The sequence below is a fragment of the Chryseobacterium ureilyticum genome, assembly GCF_900156735.1.
Classification (GTDB): Bacteria; Bacteroidota; Bacteroidia; order Flavobacteriales; family Weeksellaceae; genus Chryseobacterium; species Chryseobacterium ureilyticum.
Window position 1 is genome coordinate 53216 of the sequence record NZ_FTOL01000004.1, and the last position, 21246, is coordinate 74461.

At 34.4% G+C, this 21246-nt stretch carries 25 protein-coding genes; 15 read left to right on the forward strand and 10 right to left on the reverse strand.

Annotated elements, in window-relative coordinates; all coding sequences use genetic code 11:
- Nucleotides 1–29: 29 nt before the first annotated feature.
- The 3 genes from BW983_RS12810 (at nt 30) to BW983_RS12820 (ending at nt 1340) form a co-directional block, all read left to right on the forward strand.
- Nucleotides 30–662 (forward strand): peroxiredoxin, encoded by a 633-nt coding sequence (locus BW983_RS12810; protein WP_065394699.1) that lies wholly within the window; start codon nt 30–32, stop codon nt 660–662.
- 121 nt (nt 663–783) lie between these two features.
- The gene (locus BW983_RS12815) at nt 784–1092 is read left to right on the forward strand and encodes a thioredoxin family protein (protein WP_034698499.1); all 309 of its coding nucleotides are present in this window, start codon (nt 784–786) and stop codon (nt 1090–1092) included.
- The gene (locus BW983_RS12820) at nt 1092–1340 is read left to right on the forward strand and encodes a DUF6952 family protein (protein ID WP_002980002.1); all 249 of its coding nucleotides are present in this window, start codon (nt 1092–1094) and stop codon (nt 1338–1340) included. The genes BW983_RS12815 and BW983_RS12820 overlap by 1 nt, the downstream gene beginning before the upstream one ends.
- Nucleotides 1341–1867: 527 nt before the next feature.
- Here the strand turns inward: BW983_RS12820 and BW983_RS12825 are convergent.
- From BW983_RS12825 to BW983_RS12835, 3 genes are read right to left on the reverse strand one after another with little or no spacing between them, the layout of a single operon-like run.
- Complete coding sequence (locus BW983_RS12825; RefSeq protein WP_076552325.1) at nt 1868–2557, reverse strand: Bax inhibitor-1/YccA family protein; 690 nt, start codon at nt 2555–2557, stop codon at nt 1868–1870.
- A gap of 33 nt (nt 2558–2590) precedes the next feature.
- Nucleotides 2591–3034, reverse strand: coding sequence for a peptidylprolyl isomerase (locus tag BW983_RS12830; RefSeq protein WP_076552326.1), 444 nt, complete (start codon nt 3032–3034; stop codon nt 2591–2593).
- 48 nt (nt 3035–3082) lie between these two features.
- Nucleotides 3083–4117, reverse strand: coding sequence for an acyl-CoA reductase (locus BW983_RS12835; protein ID WP_076552327.1), 1035 nt, complete (start codon nt 4115–4117; stop codon nt 3083–3085).
- 59 nt (nt 4118–4176) lie between these two features.
- On the opposite strand from BW983_RS12835, the gene BW983_RS12840 reads away from it, so the two are divergent.
- From BW983_RS12840 to BW983_RS12870, 8 genes are all read left to right on the forward strand, one after another.
- Complete coding sequence (locus BW983_RS12840) at nt 4177–4527, forward strand: 4Fe-4S binding protein (RefSeq protein WP_065394703.1); 351 nt, start codon at nt 4177–4179, stop codon at nt 4525–4527.
- A gap of 110 nt (nt 4528–4637) precedes the next feature.
- Nucleotides 4638–5702 (forward strand): 3-phosphoserine/phosphohydroxythreonine transaminase, encoded by a 1065-nt coding sequence (serC, locus tag BW983_RS12845; RefSeq protein WP_076552328.1) that lies wholly within the window; start codon nt 4638–4640, stop codon nt 5700–5702.
- A gap of 124 nt (nt 5703–5826) precedes the next feature.
- Complete coding sequence (locus BW983_RS12850) at nt 5827–6792, forward strand: D-2-hydroxyacid dehydrogenase (RefSeq protein WP_076552329.1); 966 nt, start codon at nt 5827–5829, stop codon at nt 6790–6792.
- 2 nt (nt 6793–6794) lie between these two features.
- The gene (locus BW983_RS12855) at nt 6795–8039 is read left to right on the forward strand and encodes a DUF1015 domain-containing protein (RefSeq protein ID WP_076552330.1); all 1245 of its coding nucleotides are present in this window, start codon (nt 6795–6797) and stop codon (nt 8037–8039) included.
- Nucleotides 8040–8094: 55 nt separating this feature from the next.
- Complete coding sequence (locus tag BW983_RS12860; protein WP_084184474.1) at nt 8095–9501, forward strand: M28 family peptidase; 1407 nt, start codon at nt 8095–8097, stop codon at nt 9499–9501.
- Between the two features lies 1 nt (nt 9502).
- Entirely contained in the window at nt 9503–9634 is a 132-nt protein-coding gene (locus tag BW983_RS24510) for a hypothetical protein (RefSeq protein ID WP_262484593.1), read from the forward strand.
- A gap of 126 nt (nt 9635–9760) precedes the next feature.
- The gene (locus tag BW983_RS12865; protein WP_228409003.1) at nt 9761–10864 is read left to right on the forward strand and encodes a M20/M25/M40 family metallo-hydrolase; all 1104 of its coding nucleotides are present in this window, start codon (nt 9761–9763) and stop codon (nt 10862–10864) included.
- Between the two features lie 4 nt (nt 10865–10868).
- Nucleotides 10869–12227, forward strand: coding sequence for a M20/M25/M40 family metallo-hydrolase (locus BW983_RS12870; RefSeq protein ID WP_076552331.1), 1359 nt, complete (start codon nt 10869–10871; stop codon nt 12225–12227).
- A gap of 189 nt (nt 12228–12416) precedes the next feature.
- Here the strand turns inward: BW983_RS12870 and BW983_RS12875 are convergent, their stop codons facing one another.
- Entirely contained in the window at nt 12417–13025 is a 609-nt protein-coding gene (locus BW983_RS12875; RefSeq protein ID WP_076552332.1) for a hypothetical protein, read from the reverse strand.
- A gap of 645 nt (nt 13026–13670) precedes the next feature.
- Between BW983_RS12875 and BW983_RS12880 the strand changes: the two genes are divergently transcribed.
- Nucleotides 13671–13916 carry a hypothetical protein gene (locus tag BW983_RS12880; RefSeq protein ID WP_139329270.1) on the forward strand — a complete coding sequence of 82 codons (246 nt, stop codon included), beginning with the start codon at nt 13671–13673 and terminating at the stop codon, nt 13914–13916.
- A 72-nt stretch (nt 13917–13988) separates the two neighbouring features.
- On the opposite strand, the gene BW983_RS12885 is transcribed toward BW983_RS12880, so the two are convergent.
- From BW983_RS12885 to BW983_RS12905, 5 genes are all read right to left on the reverse strand, one after another.
- The gene (locus BW983_RS12885; protein WP_076552334.1) at nt 13989–14210 is read right to left on the reverse strand and encodes a hypothetical protein; all 222 of its coding nucleotides are present in this window, start codon (nt 14208–14210) and stop codon (nt 13989–13991) included.
- A 118-nt stretch (nt 14211–14328) separates the two neighbouring features.
- A complete protein-coding gene (locus BW983_RS12890; protein WP_076552335.1) occupies nt 14329–14916 on the reverse strand; it encodes a hypothetical protein in 588 nt (195 codons plus the stop codon).
- A 91-nt stretch (nt 14917–15007) separates the two neighbouring features.
- Nucleotides 15008–16045, reverse strand: a complete 1038-nt coding sequence (locus BW983_RS12895; protein WP_228409013.1) for a peptidylprolyl isomerase — start codon at nt 16043–16045, stop codon at nt 15008–15010.
- An 81-nt stretch (nt 16046–16126) separates the two neighbouring features.
- The gene (locus BW983_RS12900; RefSeq protein WP_076552337.1) at nt 16127–16639 is read right to left on the reverse strand and encodes an FKBP-type peptidyl-prolyl cis-trans isomerase; all 513 of its coding nucleotides are present in this window, start codon (nt 16637–16639) and stop codon (nt 16127–16129) included.
- 268 nt (nt 16640–16907) lie between these two features.
- On the reverse strand, nt 16908–17978 hold the full coding sequence (locus tag BW983_RS12905) for a branched-chain amino acid aminotransferase (RefSeq protein WP_076552338.1): 1071 nt from the start codon (nt 17976–17978) through the stop codon (nt 16908–16910).
- Between the two features lie 85 nt (nt 17979–18063).
- On the opposite strand from BW983_RS12905, the gene mnmD reads away from it, so the two are divergent.
- Together mnmD and BW983_RS12915 are read left to right on the forward strand one after the other, a co-directional pair.
- On the forward strand, nt 18064–18738 hold the full coding sequence (gene mnmD, locus BW983_RS12910; protein WP_076552339.1) for a tRNA (5-methylaminomethyl-2-thiouridine)(34)-methyltransferase MnmC2: 675 nt from the start codon (nt 18064–18066) through the stop codon (nt 18736–18738).
- A 137-nt stretch (nt 18739–18875) separates the two neighbouring features.
- A complete protein-coding gene (locus tag BW983_RS12915) occupies nt 18876–19292 on the forward strand; it encodes an NUDIX domain-containing protein (protein ID WP_076552340.1) in 417 nt (138 codons plus the stop codon).
- 32 nt (nt 19293–19324) lie between these two features.
- Here BW983_RS12915 and BW983_RS12920 read toward each other — a convergent pair whose 3' ends face one another.
- Nucleotides 19325–20029, reverse strand: coding sequence for a DUF4294 domain-containing protein (locus BW983_RS12920; protein WP_065394717.1), 705 nt, complete (start codon nt 20027–20029; stop codon nt 19325–19327).
- Between the two features lie 51 nt (nt 20030–20080).
- On the opposite strand from BW983_RS12920, the gene chrP reads away from it, so the two are divergent.
- Complete coding sequence (gene chrP / locus BW983_RS12925; protein WP_076552341.1) at nt 20081–21154, forward strand: chryseobasin maturation metalloprotease ChrP; 1074 nt, start codon at nt 20081–20083, stop codon at nt 21152–21154.
- The last annotated feature ends 92 nt before the right edge of the window (nt 21155–21246 follow it).

Here is a 21246-nt window from a genome sequence, read left to right on the forward strand (position 1 = left end):
TAGAAATTTAAATATAAAAACAGAAAATTATGTCTTTAGTAGGAAAAAAATTCCCAAATTTAACAATCGACGCAATGTCTGAAATGGGTGACGATTTAAGAATCAACATCCTTGAAGAAGCTACAACTAACCAACAAAAAGTTCTTTTGTTCTGGTACCCTAAAGATTTCACTTTCGTATGTCCTACTGAGCTTCACGCTTTCCAGGAGGCTTTAGGTGAATTCGAAAAAAGAAACACTAAAGTAATCGGAGCATCTTGTGATACAAACGAAGTACACTTCGCATGGTTAAACACTCCAAAAGATAACGGTGGTATCGAAGGGGTAACTTACCCACTTTTAGCTGATACTCACAGACAATTAGCTAACACTTTAGGAATTGTAGATCAGGATTTCGAATACAATGAAGATGGAGAAGAAATTTTCACTGGTTCTAACGTAACTTACAGAGCTACTTACCTTATCGACGAAACTGGAAAAATTTTCCACGAAGCGGTAAACGATATGCCTCTAGGTAGAAACGTAAAAGAATTCTTAAGATTAATTGATGCTTACACTCACGTTCAAAAGCACGGTGAAGTATGTCCTGCAAACTGGGAAGAAGGTAAAGACGCAATGAAAGCAGACAGAACTTCTACAGCAGAATACTTAGCTAAGAACTAATATAATGTGTTAATCTGAAAATGAGATAATTTGAAAATTAATCTCTGGATGATCTAAAATTATCTCATTTTCTTTTTACCATTAGCACATTTTCAAATTATCTCATTTTCAAATTATTATTATGTACACAGAATTAACCGAAGATACATTACAAAATATAGTAAACGACAACGAAAAAGTAGTTGTTCAATATGGTGCAACATGGTGCGGAAACTGCAGAATCATGAAGCCAAAATTCAAAAAATTAGCATCTGAGAATGACTCTATTCCTTTCTTATATGTAGATGCTGAAAAACTTCCTGAAAGCAGAAAATTAGCAAAAGTAGACAACTTACCAACTTTCGCAATCTTCAAAAACGGTGAATTGGTAAACCAGGTTCAGTCTAACCAGGCAGAAAGTTTAATTAACCTTTTTAACGAGCTAGCATAATGAAATTACCAGTAATCAGACAATTCTATCAGAATCAGACTCCTGAGAACCTAGAAAAGACATTAGAAGTTCTTGAAAGCTTCTGCGAATTCAGAGGAACAAGTGAAGAGGATTTAAACGTTGCAGGAGAGCTTATTACCAACATCTGCGGAGCTTTGGAAGTTCACGCTAATGTACAAAACGGAATGAGCGAAAAAGATGCCCTAAATTCTTTCGCACAAAAGGTTTTAGGATCTATTGATAAGTAGTTTTTATCATTTAATATTCTATAAAAACACAAAAGATCTGAGGTTTTCCTCAACACCATATTCCCTATTCTTTAACCAATACTCTACTTTTATCTGAAATAATACTTCAATCCTGTTGAAGCGATATTCAGCACTGAATAATTAAAGAATACCCAATAAAATCCCGATGAAATGTCATCAGGATTTTTTGGATTCACAGCGTAATTAAACACGAATTCCACTAATATTCTTGCACGAATAACACAAATAATATAGACATCTGTGAAAACATTTGTGGTTAAAGCATTTATTACAATCTTATTCTCATTCAGACAAAGAAGCTTTACAATTCTAATTAAACACGAAGTTCATTAATATTCTCGCACAATAACACAAATCTCAACTACATTAACAGAGACATTAGTGAAAACACTTGTGGCATTTGTGTTTAAAAATCTGACCAATCCGCATGATCTGCAAGAAAAACAAAAAAAATCCTGATGAAAAACTCATCAGGACTATTATTTAAATTTAATTGGATAATCAAATTAACTTCTTCTGCTCATCAGAATATTCAGGATATACCAGAATAAAAGCATAATAGAAGCAAAAAGCTGTAATGCAGCTCCCACATACTGGTTAGTACCATAAGAATCTTTCAGTTTACTTGTCTGATATAAAATCGTAGCTGAAGCCAGGATAACCATTCCTACAGAAAACCATAATCCAAGATTGAAACCGAATGCCATACCACCCACAATTAATCCGATCGAAATAAAACCACCGATTACAATAATATTTCTTAAAAAAGAAAAATCTCTCTTTGAAGCAAAGGCAACTCCGGAAATTCCAGCAAACATAGCAATTGTTAAAGTAGCAGCCTGAAAGATTACATTCGCTCCACCTGCCATATTAGCTGCAATATAAAGCAATGGCATAAAAATAACTGCTTCCAGTAAGATATAAAATCCTAGCCCTAAATATTGAGTTGTTTTACTTTGTGAAAGTGACCATTTGGAAGCTAAAATAGAAGCCAACCAGAAAACCCCGATGATCAACAGCCAAGTAAGCCTTCCTTGAAACATCATCGCAATGATCTCTACAGGCACAGTTTTCAATAAAATAGTTTCAACTCCAATAAATGCAAGAATCGATAATGCAACATGCAAATACGTTTTCTTGTAAAAATTTGCTTTTTCCACCTCAGTAGAATGGGCAACTAAAACATCTGTCATCATAGTTAATATTTTTTTATTTAATTCGAAATAAAATTATTTTTCTTTCGCAGCCGGCATTACCCCAAGAATTTTACCATCATCATCAAATACAGCACTTACAACTTCTTCTGATGAATCACCGGCATATTTATATTTGATATTTGGATGGCTAATCCCTCCCATTGTCACATAATAACCTACTTTCAGGACTTCAAGCTTTTTGGTCGCATCAATTCCGTCCTTAACTTTTTTAAGAACATCATCCGTAGCAATCTTTCTTATTTTATCAGAAAGAAGTTCCTCTACAGTTTTTTTATCCGAAACCTGTAAAGCTTTGATAAATTTCTGAAAGTTACTATCATAGAGATTTACCTTTTCTTTACTTATCGTAGCAGGAAGTTCTTTCTTTTGATTATTCTCAACCTCCACTCCCACTACTTTTTGAGCAAATATAAACTGCCCGCCAATAATCGCCAGACCTAAAAATAATTTTTTCATACTATTCAATTTGTTATTTGGTGAAATAGGTCATGGAAGATACGAAAATCAGACCACTTCCAAAAATTTCATTGTATCCACATTATCAGCATATGTATCAAGACCTGGATTCTGTGCTTCTCCGAATGCTATTGAATTCAATCCTAATTCATCTTTAGCCACTACACACTGAATATTCTCTTCATTTTCAGCAATAAAGCCTTTCACATCTTCCAAAGATTCATATCGGCTAAAATTAATCACAGAAAGCGGACTGAATAGTTTATCATCTTCTTTCAGCATTACAAAATTATTATCCCAGAATTTCTCCTGATTCAGAAGATAAACCGCTCGGTTATAATCATAATTATTAGCATATTTATTATGATTGATAATATCCTGGAACCCTAAGAAGCTTTCAAACAGTCTGTCTATCAAAAAATCCTGAGGAATGAAAATTCTCGTTACATTTCTGCATCCCAAACCGAAGTATTGGAAAATATCTTTTGCTAAAAGCTGGAGTTCTGCCTCAGTTTCATCACCTTTTAAAACAGCAACAGAAGTTCTGTTTTTACGGATAATGCTTAAATGATTTTTAAAATAATACTCAAGATATCTTGCTGTATTATTACTTCCGGTAGCAATTACCGCATCAAAATTTTCTAATTTCTCTACAAATTCAAACTGAACCTGATCATCAGAAAACTCCTTCCACTTCTTTAACAAAAAAGGAATCAGATACTTATCTTTAGAAGAAAGCTTGATCACCGGAATATGATTACTTAAAACCACAGAAATCGCATCGTGAAATCCTACTAAAGGAATATTTCCTGCTAAAATTAGTCCTACTCTTTTTGAAATTTTAGAAATAGAATAATTTCCAAGCCAGTTTTTGATATTTTCTTCGGTAAGCAAATCTGCCCATTGCTTTAAAGCAAATTTCTGATTATCAACTGTAAACCACGGATTCTCTATTTCTGATCTTTTTAACAATAATTCAATATTGCCATCATCTTCGTTGTGATCTTCTGGTTTCTTCGCTAAAAACGCTTTTATATAATCACTTAATTTAATAAGTCCTAAAACTTGATTTTCGATATTCATAATTACTTTAAAATTGGGGAATATTTTGTAATTTTGTGCAAATTTAAAAAAAATTAGCGATGGCTATTAAAATAACTGATGAATGCATTAACTGTGGGGCTTGCGAACCGGAATGTCCAAACAATGCAATATATGAAGGAGCTGTAGATTGGAAGGCTTCTGATGGAACTTCCCTTCAAGGGACTATTACAATGCCTTCAGGACTTACTGTGGATGCAGATTCTGCACAGGAACCTGTAAGTGATGATGTTTATTTCATTGTAACTGATAAATGTACAGAATGTAAAGGTTTCCATGAGGAACCACAGTGTGCAGCTGTATGCCCGGTAGATTGCTGTGTTCCTGATGAGGATCATGTGGAATCTGAAGAGGCTCTGCTTAGCAAAAAAGCATTCCTACATGGCGAATAAAAAAATTCCGTCTCATCATCTGTGAGGCGGCTTTTTTTAACCAAAAATAAAATAAAAACCCAAAAATTTAGCTAAGGAATACAATTCCAACGCAACCAAAAAATAAAAATATGAACAAAAAGCACAACTTCAGCGCAGGACCATGTATCTTACCTCAAGAGGTATTCGAAAAATCAGCACAGGCGATTTTAGATTTTAATGGCATCGGATTATCTCTTCTTGAGATTTCTCACAGAAGCAAGGACTTTGTTGCAGTAATGGACGAAGCGCGTGCTATTGTAAAAAGATTGATGAATCTTGGAGACGATTATGAAGTTCTTTATTTAGGAAGCGGTGCAAGCATGCAGTTTGCCATGGTTCCTTACAATCTGATGAAAGTAGGTGGAAAAGCAGCTTACCTGGATACAGGAACATGGGCAGCAGGAGCTATTAAAGAAGCTAAAAAACTGGGAACAGTAGATGTGGTAGGATCTTCAAAAGACGAAAACTACTCTTTCATTCCTAAAAATTATACGGTAGGTTCGGAATATGATTATTTCCACTGTACTTCCAATAATACAATCTACGGAACTCAGATGAAATCATTCCCTGAAGTGGATACTTTAATGGTATGTGATATGAGTTCAGATATTTTCTCAAGACAACTTGATTTTTCCAAATTTGATTTAATCTATGCGGGAGCTCAGAAAAATATGGGACCGGCAGGAGTTACCTTAGTAGTCATCAAAAAAGAGATTCTTGGAAAAACAGGAAGAGAAAACATGCTGTCTATGCTTGATTATTCTCAACATATTTCTAAGGAATCTATGTACAATACTCCACCTGTATTCCCTATCTACGCTTCTCTATTGACTCTTCAATACCTTGAAAACAACGGTGGAATTGCAGCGGCAGAACAAAGAAATGAAGCAAAAGCAAAACTTTTATACGATGAAATCGACAGCAATCCGTTATTCGAAACGTTCTGCGTAAAAGAAGACCGCTCATTAATGAATGTTTCTTTCAAATTGACAGATGAAAGCAAAAAAGAAGAGTTTGACAATGCGTGGAAAGCAGCAGGTATCAGTGGATTAAACGGACACAGAAGCCTTGGCGGATATAGAGCCAGCTTATACAATGCCCTACCAATTGAAAGCGTACAGGTATTGGTAGATGTAATGAAATCTATCAAATAATTTAAGCATTAAAAAATTCAAAGATTGAAAGATTTAAAAGCAGTTAATTTAAATTTATTAATTTGCGCCCCAGTTTTAAAATTTTGAAATATTTAAACCTTTCAATCTTTAAATCCAATAACACATGAAAGTTTTAGCAAACGATGGAATCTCAAAAGCAGGAGAACAGGCACTAAAAGAAGCTGGAATTGAAATTCTGGACAATAGAGTTGCCCAAGATCACGTTATTAATTTTATAAACGATAATAATGTAGACGTTCTTCTTGTAAGAAGTGCAACAAAAGTAAGGCAGGAATTGATAGATGCATGCCCGGGACTTAAAATCATAGGTCGTGGTGGTATCGGGATGGACAATATTGATGTTGAATATGCAAAAAGCAAAGGAATAAAAGTAATCAATACCCCTACAGCATCTTCAAAATCTGTTGCAGAATTGGTTTTCGGACATTTCCTTTCATTAGCAAGATTCCTACACGAATCTAACAGACTGATGCCTTTGGAGGGAGAAACCCACTTCAATGCCATGAAAAAATCATTCAGCAATGCGTATGAACTTTCAGGAAAAACATTAGGGGTAATCGGATTTGGAAGCATTGGGCAGGAAGTCGTAAAAATAGGAATTGCTTTAGGAATGAAAATACAGGTTCTGACAAGAAGTCCAAAAACAGAAGTTCTTACGTTAAACTTCTTTGACGGACAGTCAGTCAACTTTGAAATCACGTCCACCAATGATATGGATGCATTCCTTAAAGAAGCTGACTTCATCAGTATCAATACTCCAAAAACGAATGAATATATTATAGATACTCCACAGTTTGAAAAAATGAAAGACGGTGTCTATATTGTAAATACTGCAAGAGGTGGTGTGATCAATGAAGTAACATTGATTGACTTCATCGATTCTGAGAAAGTGGCAGGAGCCGCATTAGACGTTTTTGAAAACGAACCTAGTCCGGAACTTCCATTACTCATGAATCCTGCATTATCGCTTTCTCCACATATAGGAGGAAATACGATAGATGCGCAAGAGAAAATCGGTATCGAACTTGCAGAACAAATTATTCAGCTACAAAAAGAAACTATAAGATAAACATGCCTATTTTTAAACCTTTCCGTGGAATAAGACCTCACAGAGATTTTGAGGATACTTTCCCTACCCATCCACTGGATAATTTTACCCAGGAAGAAATAGCAGAAAAAGCTCAAGTTGAAAACACTTACATCAATATGATAAAACCATATGTTGTAAGTAAATCCAAGGATGTAGACAGAAACCTGAGAAAGATCCGCGCAACATTTGAAGAACTTCTGGACGAGAAGAAATTGGTTCAGGATAACTCTGCATATTATCTTTACGAACAAATATACCCTAATAAACAAATATTCAGAGGACTTTTAGGGCTTGCAAGTATTGAAGATTTCTGGAGTGGAAAAATCAAAAGACACGAAAGTACTATTCCTCAGAAAAAAGAAAAACTGGCTCATTACCTTGAAAAAGTAAGCCTACAGGCAGAACCTGTATTACTTACCTACCCTGCCAACTCAAAAATTGAGTTGCTGATGAACCATGAGGAAAAAAATGTTCCTATCTTTAACCATGTAGATGACCTTGGAATCAGACATAAAATCTGGAGAATAGACAACCGTTTAAAACTACAGCAGTTTAAAGAAGTAATTGATCAGATTGATTCATTCTACATCGCTGACGGACACCATAGAATCGGTTCAACAGCATTAAATGCAAAAAAACTTAAGGAGAAAAATAAAAGACACAACGGTACAGAGCTTTATAACTTCGTATATAGCTTTATCGTTTCAAATCAATCTATTAAAATCCACGACTACAACAGAATCTTACACGATCTGAACGGTCTTTCCAGCGAACAATTCCTGAAGGAACTTGAACAGTATTTCCTGATCCACGAAAAAGGAGAAACACCTTACTTCCCTTCTCAGAAATTCCACATTTCAATGTATCTGGACGGTAAATTCTATTCACTACACGTAAAACACGACCTTCGTTCCAGAGAAATGTCTTTAGATAATCTGGATCACCATTTATTGGATAAATATATTTTTAAAGGTATTTTAAAAATTGAAGATCCGGATAGCTCTGATTTAATTTCTTACGTAAAAGGTACTTCCAACATCAACGGAATCAATATTATAAAAGAAAAAATTGACAGTGGAGAAGGAAAAGCAGGCTTTGGAATTTATCCAGTGAGTTTTAATGATATGATTAAAATTTCAGATTTAAAATTAAGCATGCCTCCAAAATGTACATTCATTGAGCCAAAATTGATTACAGCACTGTTAATGTACGACATGAAACCTTAATAAATTCCTAATTTTTCCCTACTTTTAACAACGGAAAAAGAAAGGTAAATAAAAAATGAAAAAAATATTCATTATACTTCCACTCTTTTTGAGTGGATTTTTATTTTCTCAAAAAAAAGTCCAGAAGAAACCTGCCGGCAGAACAGCAATTCCTGTAAAATTAAACTATCACGATGAATTCAAAAAGATCTCAGACGAGATCATGGCTAATGGCAGAGCTTATGATAATCTTGGAGAACTCACAAAGGGAATCGGACCGCGTTTCAGTGCAACACCTGGTTATGCAAGAGCAGTAGAATGGGCTGAAAAAAAGTTCAAAGAAATAGGCATTAATATGATCTGGAGACAAGAAGCCAAAGCTCCGGTCTGGATCAGAGGCAAAGAATCTTTACAGATAAAAGCAGAAAATGGAGACTGGAAAAACATAAGAATGCTTTCTTTCGGCAACTCTGAAGGAACAGGCGGAAAAGATCTGACAGGTGAAATTGTTTTAATCAACTCTACTTCAGAGCTTAATGCAATGTCAATAGGACAATTAAAAGACAAGATAGTTTTCGTGAATGTTCCTATGGATCCGAAAATCATTAATACAAGTGATTCCTATTTACAAACAGCAAAATCAAAATTAATTTCCGCTTCTGTTATCGCTAAAACTGGTGCAAAAGCCTTAATTATAAGATCACTTACAACAGCTAGTGATGATACCCCTCATGCTAAAATGATTTACTACGAACCAGATGATAAAGTCAAAATTCCGGCATTATCAATAGGCGTAAGATCAGCAGATGAGCTGGAAAAAACTTTAAAAAAACAAAAGGTAACTGCCAAAATCAACATGACCGCCGAATCAAAAGGCAGTACGACAAATCCTAACATCATCGCAGAAATTCAAGGTAAAAAAGACTCTAAGGTGATCGTTTTAGGTGCTCAGCTGGATTCCTGGGATGTTGGTGAAGGAGCAATTGATGACGGAACAGGCGTTGCCCAATGTATCGAAGTGTTGAGAACCTTGAAAGCACTTGGGTATGAAAACAACCACACTATCCGCGTAGTTTTGTATGCCAATAGCGAAAACGGTGGACAAGGTCGTGAAATGTATGCTGCTTATGTGAAAAAAAGAGAGGAAAAACACATCTTTGCTTTAGGAACAGATGCCGGAGGGTATTCTCCACGAGGTTTTTCTCTGGATATGTCACCGCAAAGAAGAAGATTAGTCTCTCCATGGAAAGAATATTTTCTTCCTTATGGTGTTTATGATTTTGATCAGACAGACGCAATTCAGGACATTTCGCCTTTGAAAAAGCTGGATATTCCTTTAGCAGAACTTGTGGTAGACACACAAAGATATTTTGACTATCATCATTCCGAACAGGATACTTTCGATAAAGTGAACAAAAGAGAACTTCTTCTCGGAGCTGTTGCAATAACGCAGATGATCTTTATGGTTGATAAAAACTGGTAATATGAAAAAGACAATCAGCTTATCATTATTAGCTTTAGGAACCACCTTTTTATTAGGACAGACTAAAGAAGACTCCATTCAGTTTAACAAAATCTCCACCGAAATTTTAAATAACGGAAAAGGATATGATTAACTGCGGGAACTTACTAAAAACATTGGCAATCGTTTAAGCGGTTCCGAAGCTTATGAGAAATCCGTACAATGGGCAGCTCAAAAACTTCGGGATGCCGGTGCTGATAAAGTATGGCTTCAGGAAGTGATGATTCCCGTCTGGGTAAGAGGAAAAGAATCCTTACACATCAAAACATCTGATGGAAACTGGAAAAACCTTAAGATGCTTTCCCTTGGAAATTCTGAAGGTACAGCCGGAAAAGATGTTTCAGGAGAAATCATTATGGTAAAATCCTTAGAAGAATATGACAAACTTCCTGCTGAAAAGGTAAAAGATAAAATTGTTTTCTTTAATTATCCTTTCAATCAGGGACATGTGCAGACTTTTATTTCCTATAGAGAAGCAGGTGCTTACCGACGAACTGCCGCTACATTAACGGCAAAAAAAGGTGGAAAATTTGCTATTATCCGATCTCTTTCTTCAGCATTCGATGATGTTCCTCATACCGGAAATATGCGATATGAAGAAAACACTGTCAAAGTACCCGCTGTAACCATAGGAAGTACTACAGCCGACGAACTGGAAACCCTATTGAAGAATAAAAAAGTCACAGCAAAACTTAATTCCAACTGCGGTATGAAAGGAGAAAAACTCTCCCACTCTGTCATTGGTGAGATCACAGGTAAAAAAGATCAAAGTGTAATCGTAGTTGGTGGACATCTAGATTCTTGGGACGTAGGTGAAGGTGCCCACGATGATGGTGCCGGAATTGTTCAAAGCATTGAAGTATTAAGGACCTTCAAAAAACTGGGAATACAAAATAATCATACCATCAGAGCAGTCTGTTTCGCGAACGAAGAAAATGGCACAAAAGGCGGGAAACAATACGGAAAAACAGTAAAAGACAATAATGAAAAACACCTTTTTGCCATAGAATCCGATGCAGGGGGCTTTTCTCCCAGAGGAATCTCATTGGAAATGGATGATACAAAAAGAAACCAGATCAAAAGCTGGGTAAATCTCTTTTTACCTTATGGGGTCTATAACTTTGAAGGAAAATATTCAGGTTCAGATATTGCTCCACTTCATGAAATGGGCGTCCCTACTGCGGAACTTGTTCCTGAGCCACAACGTTATTTTGATATTCATCATACATCAGAAGACACTTTTGAAAAAGTCAACCGCAGAGAATTACTTCTCGGATCAACGGTGATGACACAACTTATTTATATGATAGATAAAAATTGGTAAAACCATGAAAAAGATATTAGGAACTACATTACTACTTCTGGGAATGACTGTTTTCGGTCAGTCTAAAGAAGATTCTATACAGTTCAGTAAAATTTCCCTTGAAGTTTTAAACAACGGAAAAGGATACAATGAACTACGTGAACTCACAAAGAATATCGGTCATCGTTTAAGTGGCTCAGAAGCTTATGAAAAATCCGTAAAATGGGCAGAACAAAAACTTCGTGATGCCGGCGCTAATAAAGTATGGCTTCAGGAAGTAATGATTCCTGTTTGGGTAAGAGGAAAAGAATCCTTACACATCAAAACCTCAAACGGAAGCTGGAAAAGTTTAAAAATGTTATCCCTTGGTAATTCTGAAGGAACAAATGGCAAAGATGTTTCCGGCGAAATCATCATGGTAAAATCTATGGATGAATATAATAAGCTTACTGCTGAACAAGTAAAGGATAAAATTCTATTCTTTAATTATGCTTTTAAACAATCATTTATAGAAACATTTAAAGGATATGGTGATGCCGCAAAATACAGAACAACAGCCGCTTCTTTAACCGCTAAAAAAGGAGGGAAATTTGCCATTATCCGATCACTTTCATCTGCTTTTGACGATGTTCCACACACCGGAGCAATGCGTTATGAAGAAAACACATCCAAAATACCAGCTGTAGCTATCGGAAGCACTACTGCTGATGAACTGGAAGCTTTATTAAAGAATCAAAAAATCACGGCAAAACTTAATTCCAACTGTGGAATGAAAGGCGAGAAACTCTCCCACTCTGTCATTGGTGAAATTACAGGTAAAAAAGACCAAAGCGTAATCGTAGTTGGCGGACACCTTGATTCTTGGGATGTTGGCGAAGGAGCTCATGATGATGGCGCTGGAATCGTTCAGAGTATTGAAGTTTTAAGGACCTTCAAAAAATTGGGAATACAAAACAACCATACCATCAGAGTCGTTTGTTTTGCCAATGAAGAAAATGGAGTAAAAGGCGGAATCCAATATGGAAAGTTCGTTAAAGAAAATAATGAAAAACATCTTTTTGCCATAGAGTCAGATGCTGGAGGTTTTGCCCCAAGAGGAATCGCTTTAGATATGGACCAAACCAAAAGAAAGCAGATCCAAAGTTGGTCAAAATTATTCCTGCCTTACGGAGTTTATAACTTTGAAGAACAGTTTTCCGGAACAGACCTTTACCCACTTCACGATATGGGAATCCCTGCCGCTGAGCTGATGCCGGATTCTCAGCGTTATTTCGATATTCATCACACTGAAGAAGATACCTTTGAAAAAGTGAACCGCAGAGAGCTGCTACTGGGAGCAATTACAATGACACAGATTATTTATATGATTGATAAAAACTGGTAGTAAAATACTTTATACAATGAAAGAGTCCGTTGAAGCATTTATGGTTTTAACGGGCTTTTTTTAAACACAAATAGCACGAATGATTTCACAAATGACACAAAACGATGGCATAGAATAAATCTTACAAAATTATGTCATCAATTTCCCAGATAATTTTTTAAGAATATCAAATTAAGTATTTTTCAAGAATTATACATTTAATACAAAAGTATTTAATCTGTATTTAATTTGACCAAGAAAATAATTCCAAGAATGTATTATTCCATCTAATTCCCAATTTATGTCAAACTTACTACCTTTCAAAAAATAAGGAGGAAACGAAATTTTAGAATGAAACATTGGTGGATTATCTTTTACCATAACAAAATAATCAGGTTCAAAATTTGATTTCCTATAATATTGAATTTCAATTATAGTTTCTTTTTTATCTGCTTTGAAGATATATACTGTGATATCATAAAGATCATAATAATCCTTTACTAAAAGCTCAATTGCTGAATCTAATCCTAGTATAACTTTAGATTTATTTACTTTATTCCGGATCTTCCTTTGTTCTAAAAAATTTGATCTTTCAAACTCATTAAAGTCAGACACAATAAAAACAAAATTAGAAGATATCTTATTCCAACAGCTTATCATTGCTAATCGTTGAAGGTTAACAATACCACTCTCAATATTTATTTTTAAATTTTCTTTACTCACTTTTATAAAAATATGACTTTTTACAATAAAAATCTTATAATATCTACAGCTATTCAATATAGTCATTAAGATTCTTCCATAATGACCGTTTTTCATATCCCCGCATTCAAAAATTCAATAGAAATGGGTTTTAGCCCATTTATCTAAACAAAAAATCTATCTCATATAAAATAAAAAACACTCTGCTTTTCAGATTTTTCCGAATTTCACATCGAAAAAATATTTTTCTTTGTTTAAGGAAATAAACAATCAAAAACATTGTAATACAACAAATTAAATCAACTTAACTCAAATTGTTAATAGTAGAGTTATAACTTTGGCATGATATTCGCATGTTATTTCTCGAGAAAAAATTATAAAAAAGCACTAAGGATGAGAAAAAAGGTTTTCTGTGGATTTTCAGTTTTCCACTGATTCAAAGTTCATATTGATGTATATGAATCCTTTTTTTTCTACGATGCCGTAAAAGATACGGGTTCGTGATGAATTACCCTCGGTTAATTTTTCACAGCAGTTTTGCGCCCCGTATCTCACTGGTATCATTATAAATTTCCATGAATCTGCATTGATTCTAAACCACTATTATAATCCCGGACTTTATGCCCGGTATAACGATATAAATAAACGGCAAAGTTATCACGAACCTTAGCCCAGTAAAGAAATATGCCTTTCTTTTTACCGTGATAATGACGTTGCTTTATTTCTAATTAAATTAATTGTATAACCCTTAAAATGTTAGTAATGATGAGAGCCTTTTTTGAAATGATTTTTAAGAGAAATGAAGATGCTGCGAAAATGCATATCTGGAGCTTGCTTTTGGTATTGAGTTTTGCTGCCTTTTCTGTATTGGTATACAGCTTTAAACCAAGTTTAAATAGCTTAATAATATATCTGACAGCCTTTGCCGCTTATATCGGCTTTGGTCTTTTATTCATCGGTTCCCTTTCAGGAAATAGTATGAAGAAAAGAATCAGCAGAAACATATAACTTTTAATTCTTTATTTTACTGAAAAACCACCCTTTTTGAGGGTGGTTTTTTTATAATTGCTTTTTTACAATTTATTCTTTAAAAATATCTTTCATCATTTTTTCAAGGAATTTTGTAGTTTCTTCTTCAATCATTTTTTCAGATTTCGCCACTAATTCTGCATGAAAAGGCTGACAGCAAGCTTTTATTCCAAATCCTTCATCAGTTTTTACAAATTCCGGATGTACATTATGTTCTTTACAAACTTCAGCTTCTATTTCCTGTTTTATTAAGTCATAATTAAGATCAAACATATTTTCTAATTTTTATTTCATTGGTGAAGGCTAAAGATAGGAATAATTTTCATTTGCTTAAGTCGGGGTTTCTACGGTATTCATATAAAAATAAAAAGATACTTTTAATATTAGTTTACTAGAATTTATCCAAAATTCTTTGTGGTAAAATATTTATAAGTTCTGACTTATATTTTTTATCAAGAATTAAAAACTTCCATTCTTTCCCGTCATTAGAAATAGCACAGGTTTTCATATGAGCATTAATCATATAAGAATCATTATTATCAAAAGTTGCAACATTTTCTTTACCGTATTTAGAAATCATCGCGTCTTTCACTTTTTGTTTTATAGATTCTGCATTAGGAATCGAATTCAAGTCCACTTTAAATTTCATTTCAAAAGAATAAGTAGCTATTGAAAAATATTCATTATGTATTAGCTCTGGTTTATCAATATTATCTATTTTAAAATGTTGAATTTCAATTTTAAAAGCTGGATTATTATAAGAAAAATTTAAAATATTAATCATATGCTCTCGTGTAATCAAATCTAAATATTTAGGATAAATAAAGTCAACCGCATTTTCAATTTTTTTATCCTTTATATTATCAAAAAAAACCGTGAATTGTTTCTTTATTTCGGAGTCATAGTTAAATTCTTTTATCTGGCTAAAAGACAATATTGAAAAAAGGAAAACTACAAAAGTTATTAATTTTATTTTCATGGGTATTAATTAAACATTAAAATTATTTATAAAAAGTCTACATATGAAAAAACCGCCCTTTACAGAGCGGTTTCATATCTTAAAGATTCAATTATTTTACTTTTACAAGCTCAACATCGAAAATTAACCAAGAGTTTGGTGGAATAACCCCTCCTGCTCCTCTTTCTCCATAGCCCATTGCTGGCGGGATCAACAATGTAGCAGTTTCACCTTCTTTTAACAATAGGATACCTTCATCCCATCCTTTAATTACTCTTCCCATTCCGATTGGAATCTCGATAGGCTCATTTCTTTTGAATGAAGAATCGAATTCAGTTCCGTCTACTAGTTTACCAGCATAGTGTACAGAAACATTATCACCTGCTTTTGGAGCTTTACCTTCAGCAGTCTTAGTGATTTTGTAGTAAAGACCAGATTCAGTTTTTTGCATTCCTGCTTTTAAGCTTTCAACCAATTTTTCCTGATTTGCTTTGAATTCTTCTTCTCTTTTCTTCTTCTCAGCTTCTTCTTTAGCGATGAAAGCTTTATTGTTTTCTGCGATTTTAGCTTTTCCTTCGTTGAAAGTCTTAGCCGCATCGTAGTTTTTGTACTCGTCACCTTTACCGAAAATAGAAACTTTTTCTAAAACGATATCTGTTTTAGGCTTATCCTGAGCTCCTTTTTCAACATTAGCAATTGTATCAATAACGTCAATACCTTTTACTACTTTCCCGAAGATCGTGTGTCTTCCGTCTAACCAAGGAGTTGCTACTTCAGTGATGAAAAACTGAGAACCGTTTGTATTTGGTCCAGAGTTCGCCATAGAAAGAATACCTTTTCCTGTGTGTTTAAGGTCGTTTCTTTCATCTTCAAATTTATATCCAGGATCTCCCATTCCTGTTCCCTGAGGATCACCTCCCTGGATCATGAAATCCTTGATTACTCTGTGGAAAATAGTTCCGTCATAGTAAGGAACTCCTTTAGCCTTAGCTTTGTTGTCGATTTTCCCTTCAGCAAGACCGATAAAGTTGGCTACAGTTACTGGTGCTTTCTTGTCCTCAAACTTAACAATCATGTTACCTTTTGTGGTTTGAAGATTTGCATAAAGTCCGTCATTAAGACCTTCGTAAGTTTCTTTGTCTACGTTCATTTTTTTATAAATTGGGGTACAACTCATCAGCGAAATACTTGCCGCTGCCAGAATTATATTCTTGTTAAACAATTTCATGTATTATAAAGCTTTTAATTTTATGATTAATGGAATATCATTGTCTATTTTCTTTTCGTCTCCAAAAGTTCCGTAAGCCAAAGAAGACGGTACCAAAAGCGTAACTTCCTCTCCATCATGTATAAAACGCAAAGCATTCTCCACCGCTTTCAGTTCATCAAAATGCCCAAATTTGGCATCTCTTCTTTCAAAAGGCTGGTCATAGATCTTTGTCTGATCAAAGTCGTACAACTCATAAGAATAAGAAATCAGCGTATTATCTGCTCTCCTTTCTCTACGATCAAAACCATCCACTGTCACCCAGTAATTAAGCTGCGTAGGATAAAACTTTTCGTTTTGTCCATTGATCCAATCCTGAATCTGACCTCTCTCGATAGTGTTCAGGTTTTTCATTCTGTTTTTAGAAACGTCCAGATCTTTCTGGCTTAAAACACCGCCTACAGGAGGATGTGCCGTCTGTGCATTTCTATTGCAGCTCAACAGACTTATAGCTGATATGAAGAGTAATTTTTTCATAAACTTTTGCGAAAATACACATTTCGTGAATCAATTACAAAACTTGATACAGAAATATAGTAATGTATTAATGCAGCAATATAATAATAATACCTAAAATAACTTTTAAACCTTTAAAATGAATTTAAATTTTAAAGAAAATCAAGTATATATTTCAACTATATTCTATAAAACCTTTCTTATTTTTAAGTAAATTTTTAATGGATACTTTAAAACAAAAAAACCGGGAATATCCCGGCTTTATACTATATAGTCTATTGAAGTACTATTAAACTGTTTCAAGTGCATGATCTACAACCACTCTCCATCCGAATGGATCTTCGGAAAGGTTGTTTTGAAGATCTACTAAATCTTTCTTAAGGATCGCAGCAAAGCTTTCTTCGTCAGATAATCTTGGAAGTGATAATTTCTCACCTTCATATCCTAAAGCCTGGAACTGAGTGGTTACAACAGCTGTACCTACTCCCCATACTTCTTTAAGCTCTCCGTTTTTCAAAGCTTCAATAACTGTTTTTACAGCAATTGGTTCAACTTTTACTTCAATTCCTCTTTTCTTAGCTAACTGAAGGAAGCTGTCTCTTGTAACTCCATCAAGAATTTTTTCAGACGTTGGTGGTGTATAAATTGTATCGTTAATTCTTACAAATACGTTCATAGTACCACTCTCTTCGAAATACTCGTGAGTTGCATCATCAGTCCAGATAATTTGCTCGTATCCTTCTTCAATTGCCAATTGAGTTGGGTAGAAAGAAGCTGCATAGTTACCAGCTGCTTTAGCAGAACCTACTCCACCGTTTGCTGCTCTTGAATAGTGGTCTGAAATTTTTACAGATACAGGCTCTGAATAATAGCTCTTTGCTGGTGTTGCTACAATAGCAAACATATATTTTTCAGAAACTCTTGCTTTCAAAGCTTCCTCTGTTGCGAAAATCAATGGTCTGATATATAAAGACATACCTTCCCCCTGAGGGATCCAGTCTCTGTCGATATCTACTAATGCTTTTAATCCGTCTAAAAACATTTCCTCAGTCACCTCAGGCATTGCAAGACGCTTTGCTGACTTGTTGATACGTTCAAAATTCTTTTCTGGCCTGAAAAGGAAAACCTGCCCGTCTTTGTCTTTATAGGCTTTCATACCTTCAAAACAAGCTTGTCCGTAGTTTACTCCCATCATAGCAGGTGTAAATGGAATTGGACCGTAAGGAACTAATTTTACATCACCCCATTTTCCGTTTTCGTACTCACATATAATCATATGATCTATGAAAGTACCACCAAATGAAAAATTGTTAGGGTCAAATGTAGAAATTCTGGAGTTTTCAGTTTTTTGAATTATCATTTTTTAAAATTTTTACGATGTTCTACAAATTTAACATAATTTTCTAAATATAAAAATTTTAGAGTAAATTTGACAAAAAATTAGCTTGAAAAGAGAGATTAAGACCACAAACGACGGAAGTAAAACATTGTTTATCAATGATTTAAATGAAAACTACCATTCTCATCACGGAGCTCTTCAGGAAGCAGAACACGTGTTTATTAAAAATGGACTAAACTTAGTTAATGATTGCGAAATTAATATTTTAGAACTAGGTTTTGGAACAGGTTTGAATGTTTTAGTGACAATTAATGAATATTTAAAAACTGACAAAAATCATGTCATCAATTATTTTTCGCTCGAAAAATACCCCATAAATGAATCCGAAGTTAAGGATTTAGCTTACTTTGAACTTTTTGATAACCCAGAGTTTAAAAATATTTATCAGAAAATTCATCTAGCAGATTGGGAAAAGTCAGTTGAAATCATTAGTGGATTCAACTTAAAAAAGATAGAATGTGACTTTTTCGACCTAAAGAACATCGATCTACCGAAAATCAACCTTGTTTACTTTGACTGTTTCGGAGCAAGAGTACAGCCTGATCTTTGGGAAAAACCGTTATTCGAACTGGTTTCTGACAAAATGGCGCTTAACGGATTATTAACGACCTACTCTTCCAAAGGAAGTGTAAGAAGAATTCTTCAGGAATTAAATTTCCAGGTGGAAAAAAAACAAGGTCCTCCGGGAAAGAGAGAGATGATTAATGCCATTAAACTATAAATAGTAAAGCAGAATTTTTTAAAAAAGCAAAATCATTTCAGGGCTAATTTACAAATTCACTTTTTCACCATTTTAGCCTTATATGCCTCAGAAAAATTCATTACCTTTAACTATATAAAATATTATACATTATATATATGATAGATAAGATCAACATTAGAGTGTATGGCTGTGCAGTAAAAGATAAAAAAGTTCTTACCTTATTTGAGGAATATGCAGGTGAACCTTTAGTGAAATTTCCGGGTGGCGGATTGGAATATGGCGAGGGAACACTTGAGTGTTTACATCGTGAATTTGATGAAGAGTTGAATGTAAAAATAGACATTGTAGAACATTTCTATACTCAGGAAAACTTTCTGGTTTCCCGTTTCAGAGAAAATGAGCAACTTCTTACCATATATTATATAGTAAACATTGTAGATGAAAACGAATTTCTGATTCTTGATCCCTGCATAGAAAAAACAGAATGGATGGATATTGACAGACCAGACAATCCCTTCCCGCTTCCCATTGACAAAATTGTATTCGATAAATTAAAAGAAAAATTCCTGTAAGAAGTACTTACAGGAATTTTTTATCTTAACTATTATTTTTTCACTTTAAAATCGCTGGCTCCCGGATAAGGTTTTAAATATCCTGAATTCCAGTTAGACTGAAGTAATGATTCTACAAATTCATCAGTCCTGTTTTTGTGTGGATCATAACGATCTTTTAGATCAATATCAGCCATTTTTCCTTTTAAGTTCCACCAAAACGCGCTAAATCCACCTCTAAGTTCTTTAATGATTTCATATACATTTTTACCTGTAGCTCTATTCATTAGTTTGGCAAAAACCTGTCCTTCTGTTGTAGTAAGATCTCTCAGCTGTTTTTCATACTGATCCGCAAGCATATTCTGTCTTTCCCTTACAAACTTTCGTTTAGCTTTGCTATCCATATCATTCATGTCTACCTGAATGTCTCTGTATTGCTGTAAAGCAGTTACAAATAAAGGATATACTCTATAAAGCTTTTTGTTTAGGAAATAATAGTAATTTTTATCAAGTTGATTGTTAAATCTCGGTTTATTAACTAAAACCAATTCATCCAATACTACTACAGGCTCTCCGTTTACTTCATAAATTTTCACTTTCTGCTGCTCGTCGTAATAATATTTATTGCCAAATTCATCCACTTTGAGGGACTCAGGTGGGTATTGATTGAGAGGTTTTGCAACCACAGTATCCTTTTGACCAAAAACACTGACTCCAAAAAAGAAAACAAAAAGGCAAATAATCTTATTAAATTTCATTATTTTTACACTTATAAGAACAAAAATTAAACGCAAAAATCATTCCTTTTTATGAAATTTGAAAAGAAATCTTTGAAATTTTTAGAGAAATATTTAAACACTTCATCTCCAACAGGTTATGAACACGAGGGTCAAAAAGTATGGATGGATTACATCAAACCTTATGTTGACAAAATTGAAGTAGACCATTATGGTACGTGCTATGGTATCATTAATCCTGAAGCAGAGTTTAAAGTAGTGATTGAAGCGCATGCTGATGAAATTTCATGGTACGTAAATTATATTACTGATGACGGGCTCATTTATGTCATCAGAAACGGAGGTTCCGACCAGACCATTGCGCCTTCAAAAGTAGTACATATCCACGGAGAAAATGGTATTGTAAAAGGCGTATTCGGATGGCCTGCAATTCACACAAGAAGCAACCAAGACGAACCTACTCCAAAAATCGAAAACATTTTCATCGACTGTGGTGCAACCACTAAGGAAGAAGTTGAAAAAATGGGAATCTTTGTAGGCTGCATGATCACTTATCCTGATGAATTCTTTGAAATGAATGACAGATATTTTGTCTGCAGAGCTTTGGATAACAGAATTGGAGGATTTATGATTGCTGAAGTAGCAAGACTTTTAAAAGAGAATAAAAAATCTATTCCATTCGGGCTTTATATTACCAATTCTGTACAGGAAGAAGTTGGCTTGTATGGTGCAGATATGATTGCTGATACTATCAAGCCCAATATAGCGATTGTAACAGACGTTACTCATGATACAACCACACCAATGATCGAAAAGAAAAAAGAAGGTGATCAGAAATGTGGCGCAGGACCGGTTGTATTCTTTGCACCGAGCGTTCACCATACTATCAGAGAACTTATCATTGATACTGCAAAAACTAAGAAGATCCCTTATCAGAGAGCTGCCGCGAGCAGAGCTACAGGAACAGACACGGATGCTTTTGCTCATTCGAATGGCGGAGTACCAAGTGCATTAATTTCCTTACCTTTGCGCTACATGCATACAACAGTGGAAATGGTATCCAAAGAAGACGTAGCGAATGTTATTACACTGATCTACGAAACCGTTCTGAGAATCAAACCGGAAATGAAACTGAAGTATCATTAAGAGACATTAGACACCAGATATCAGACACTAGACTATAACACCAGCACTCAAGTCTGACATCTGGTGTCTAAGATCTAAAATCTAATATTAAG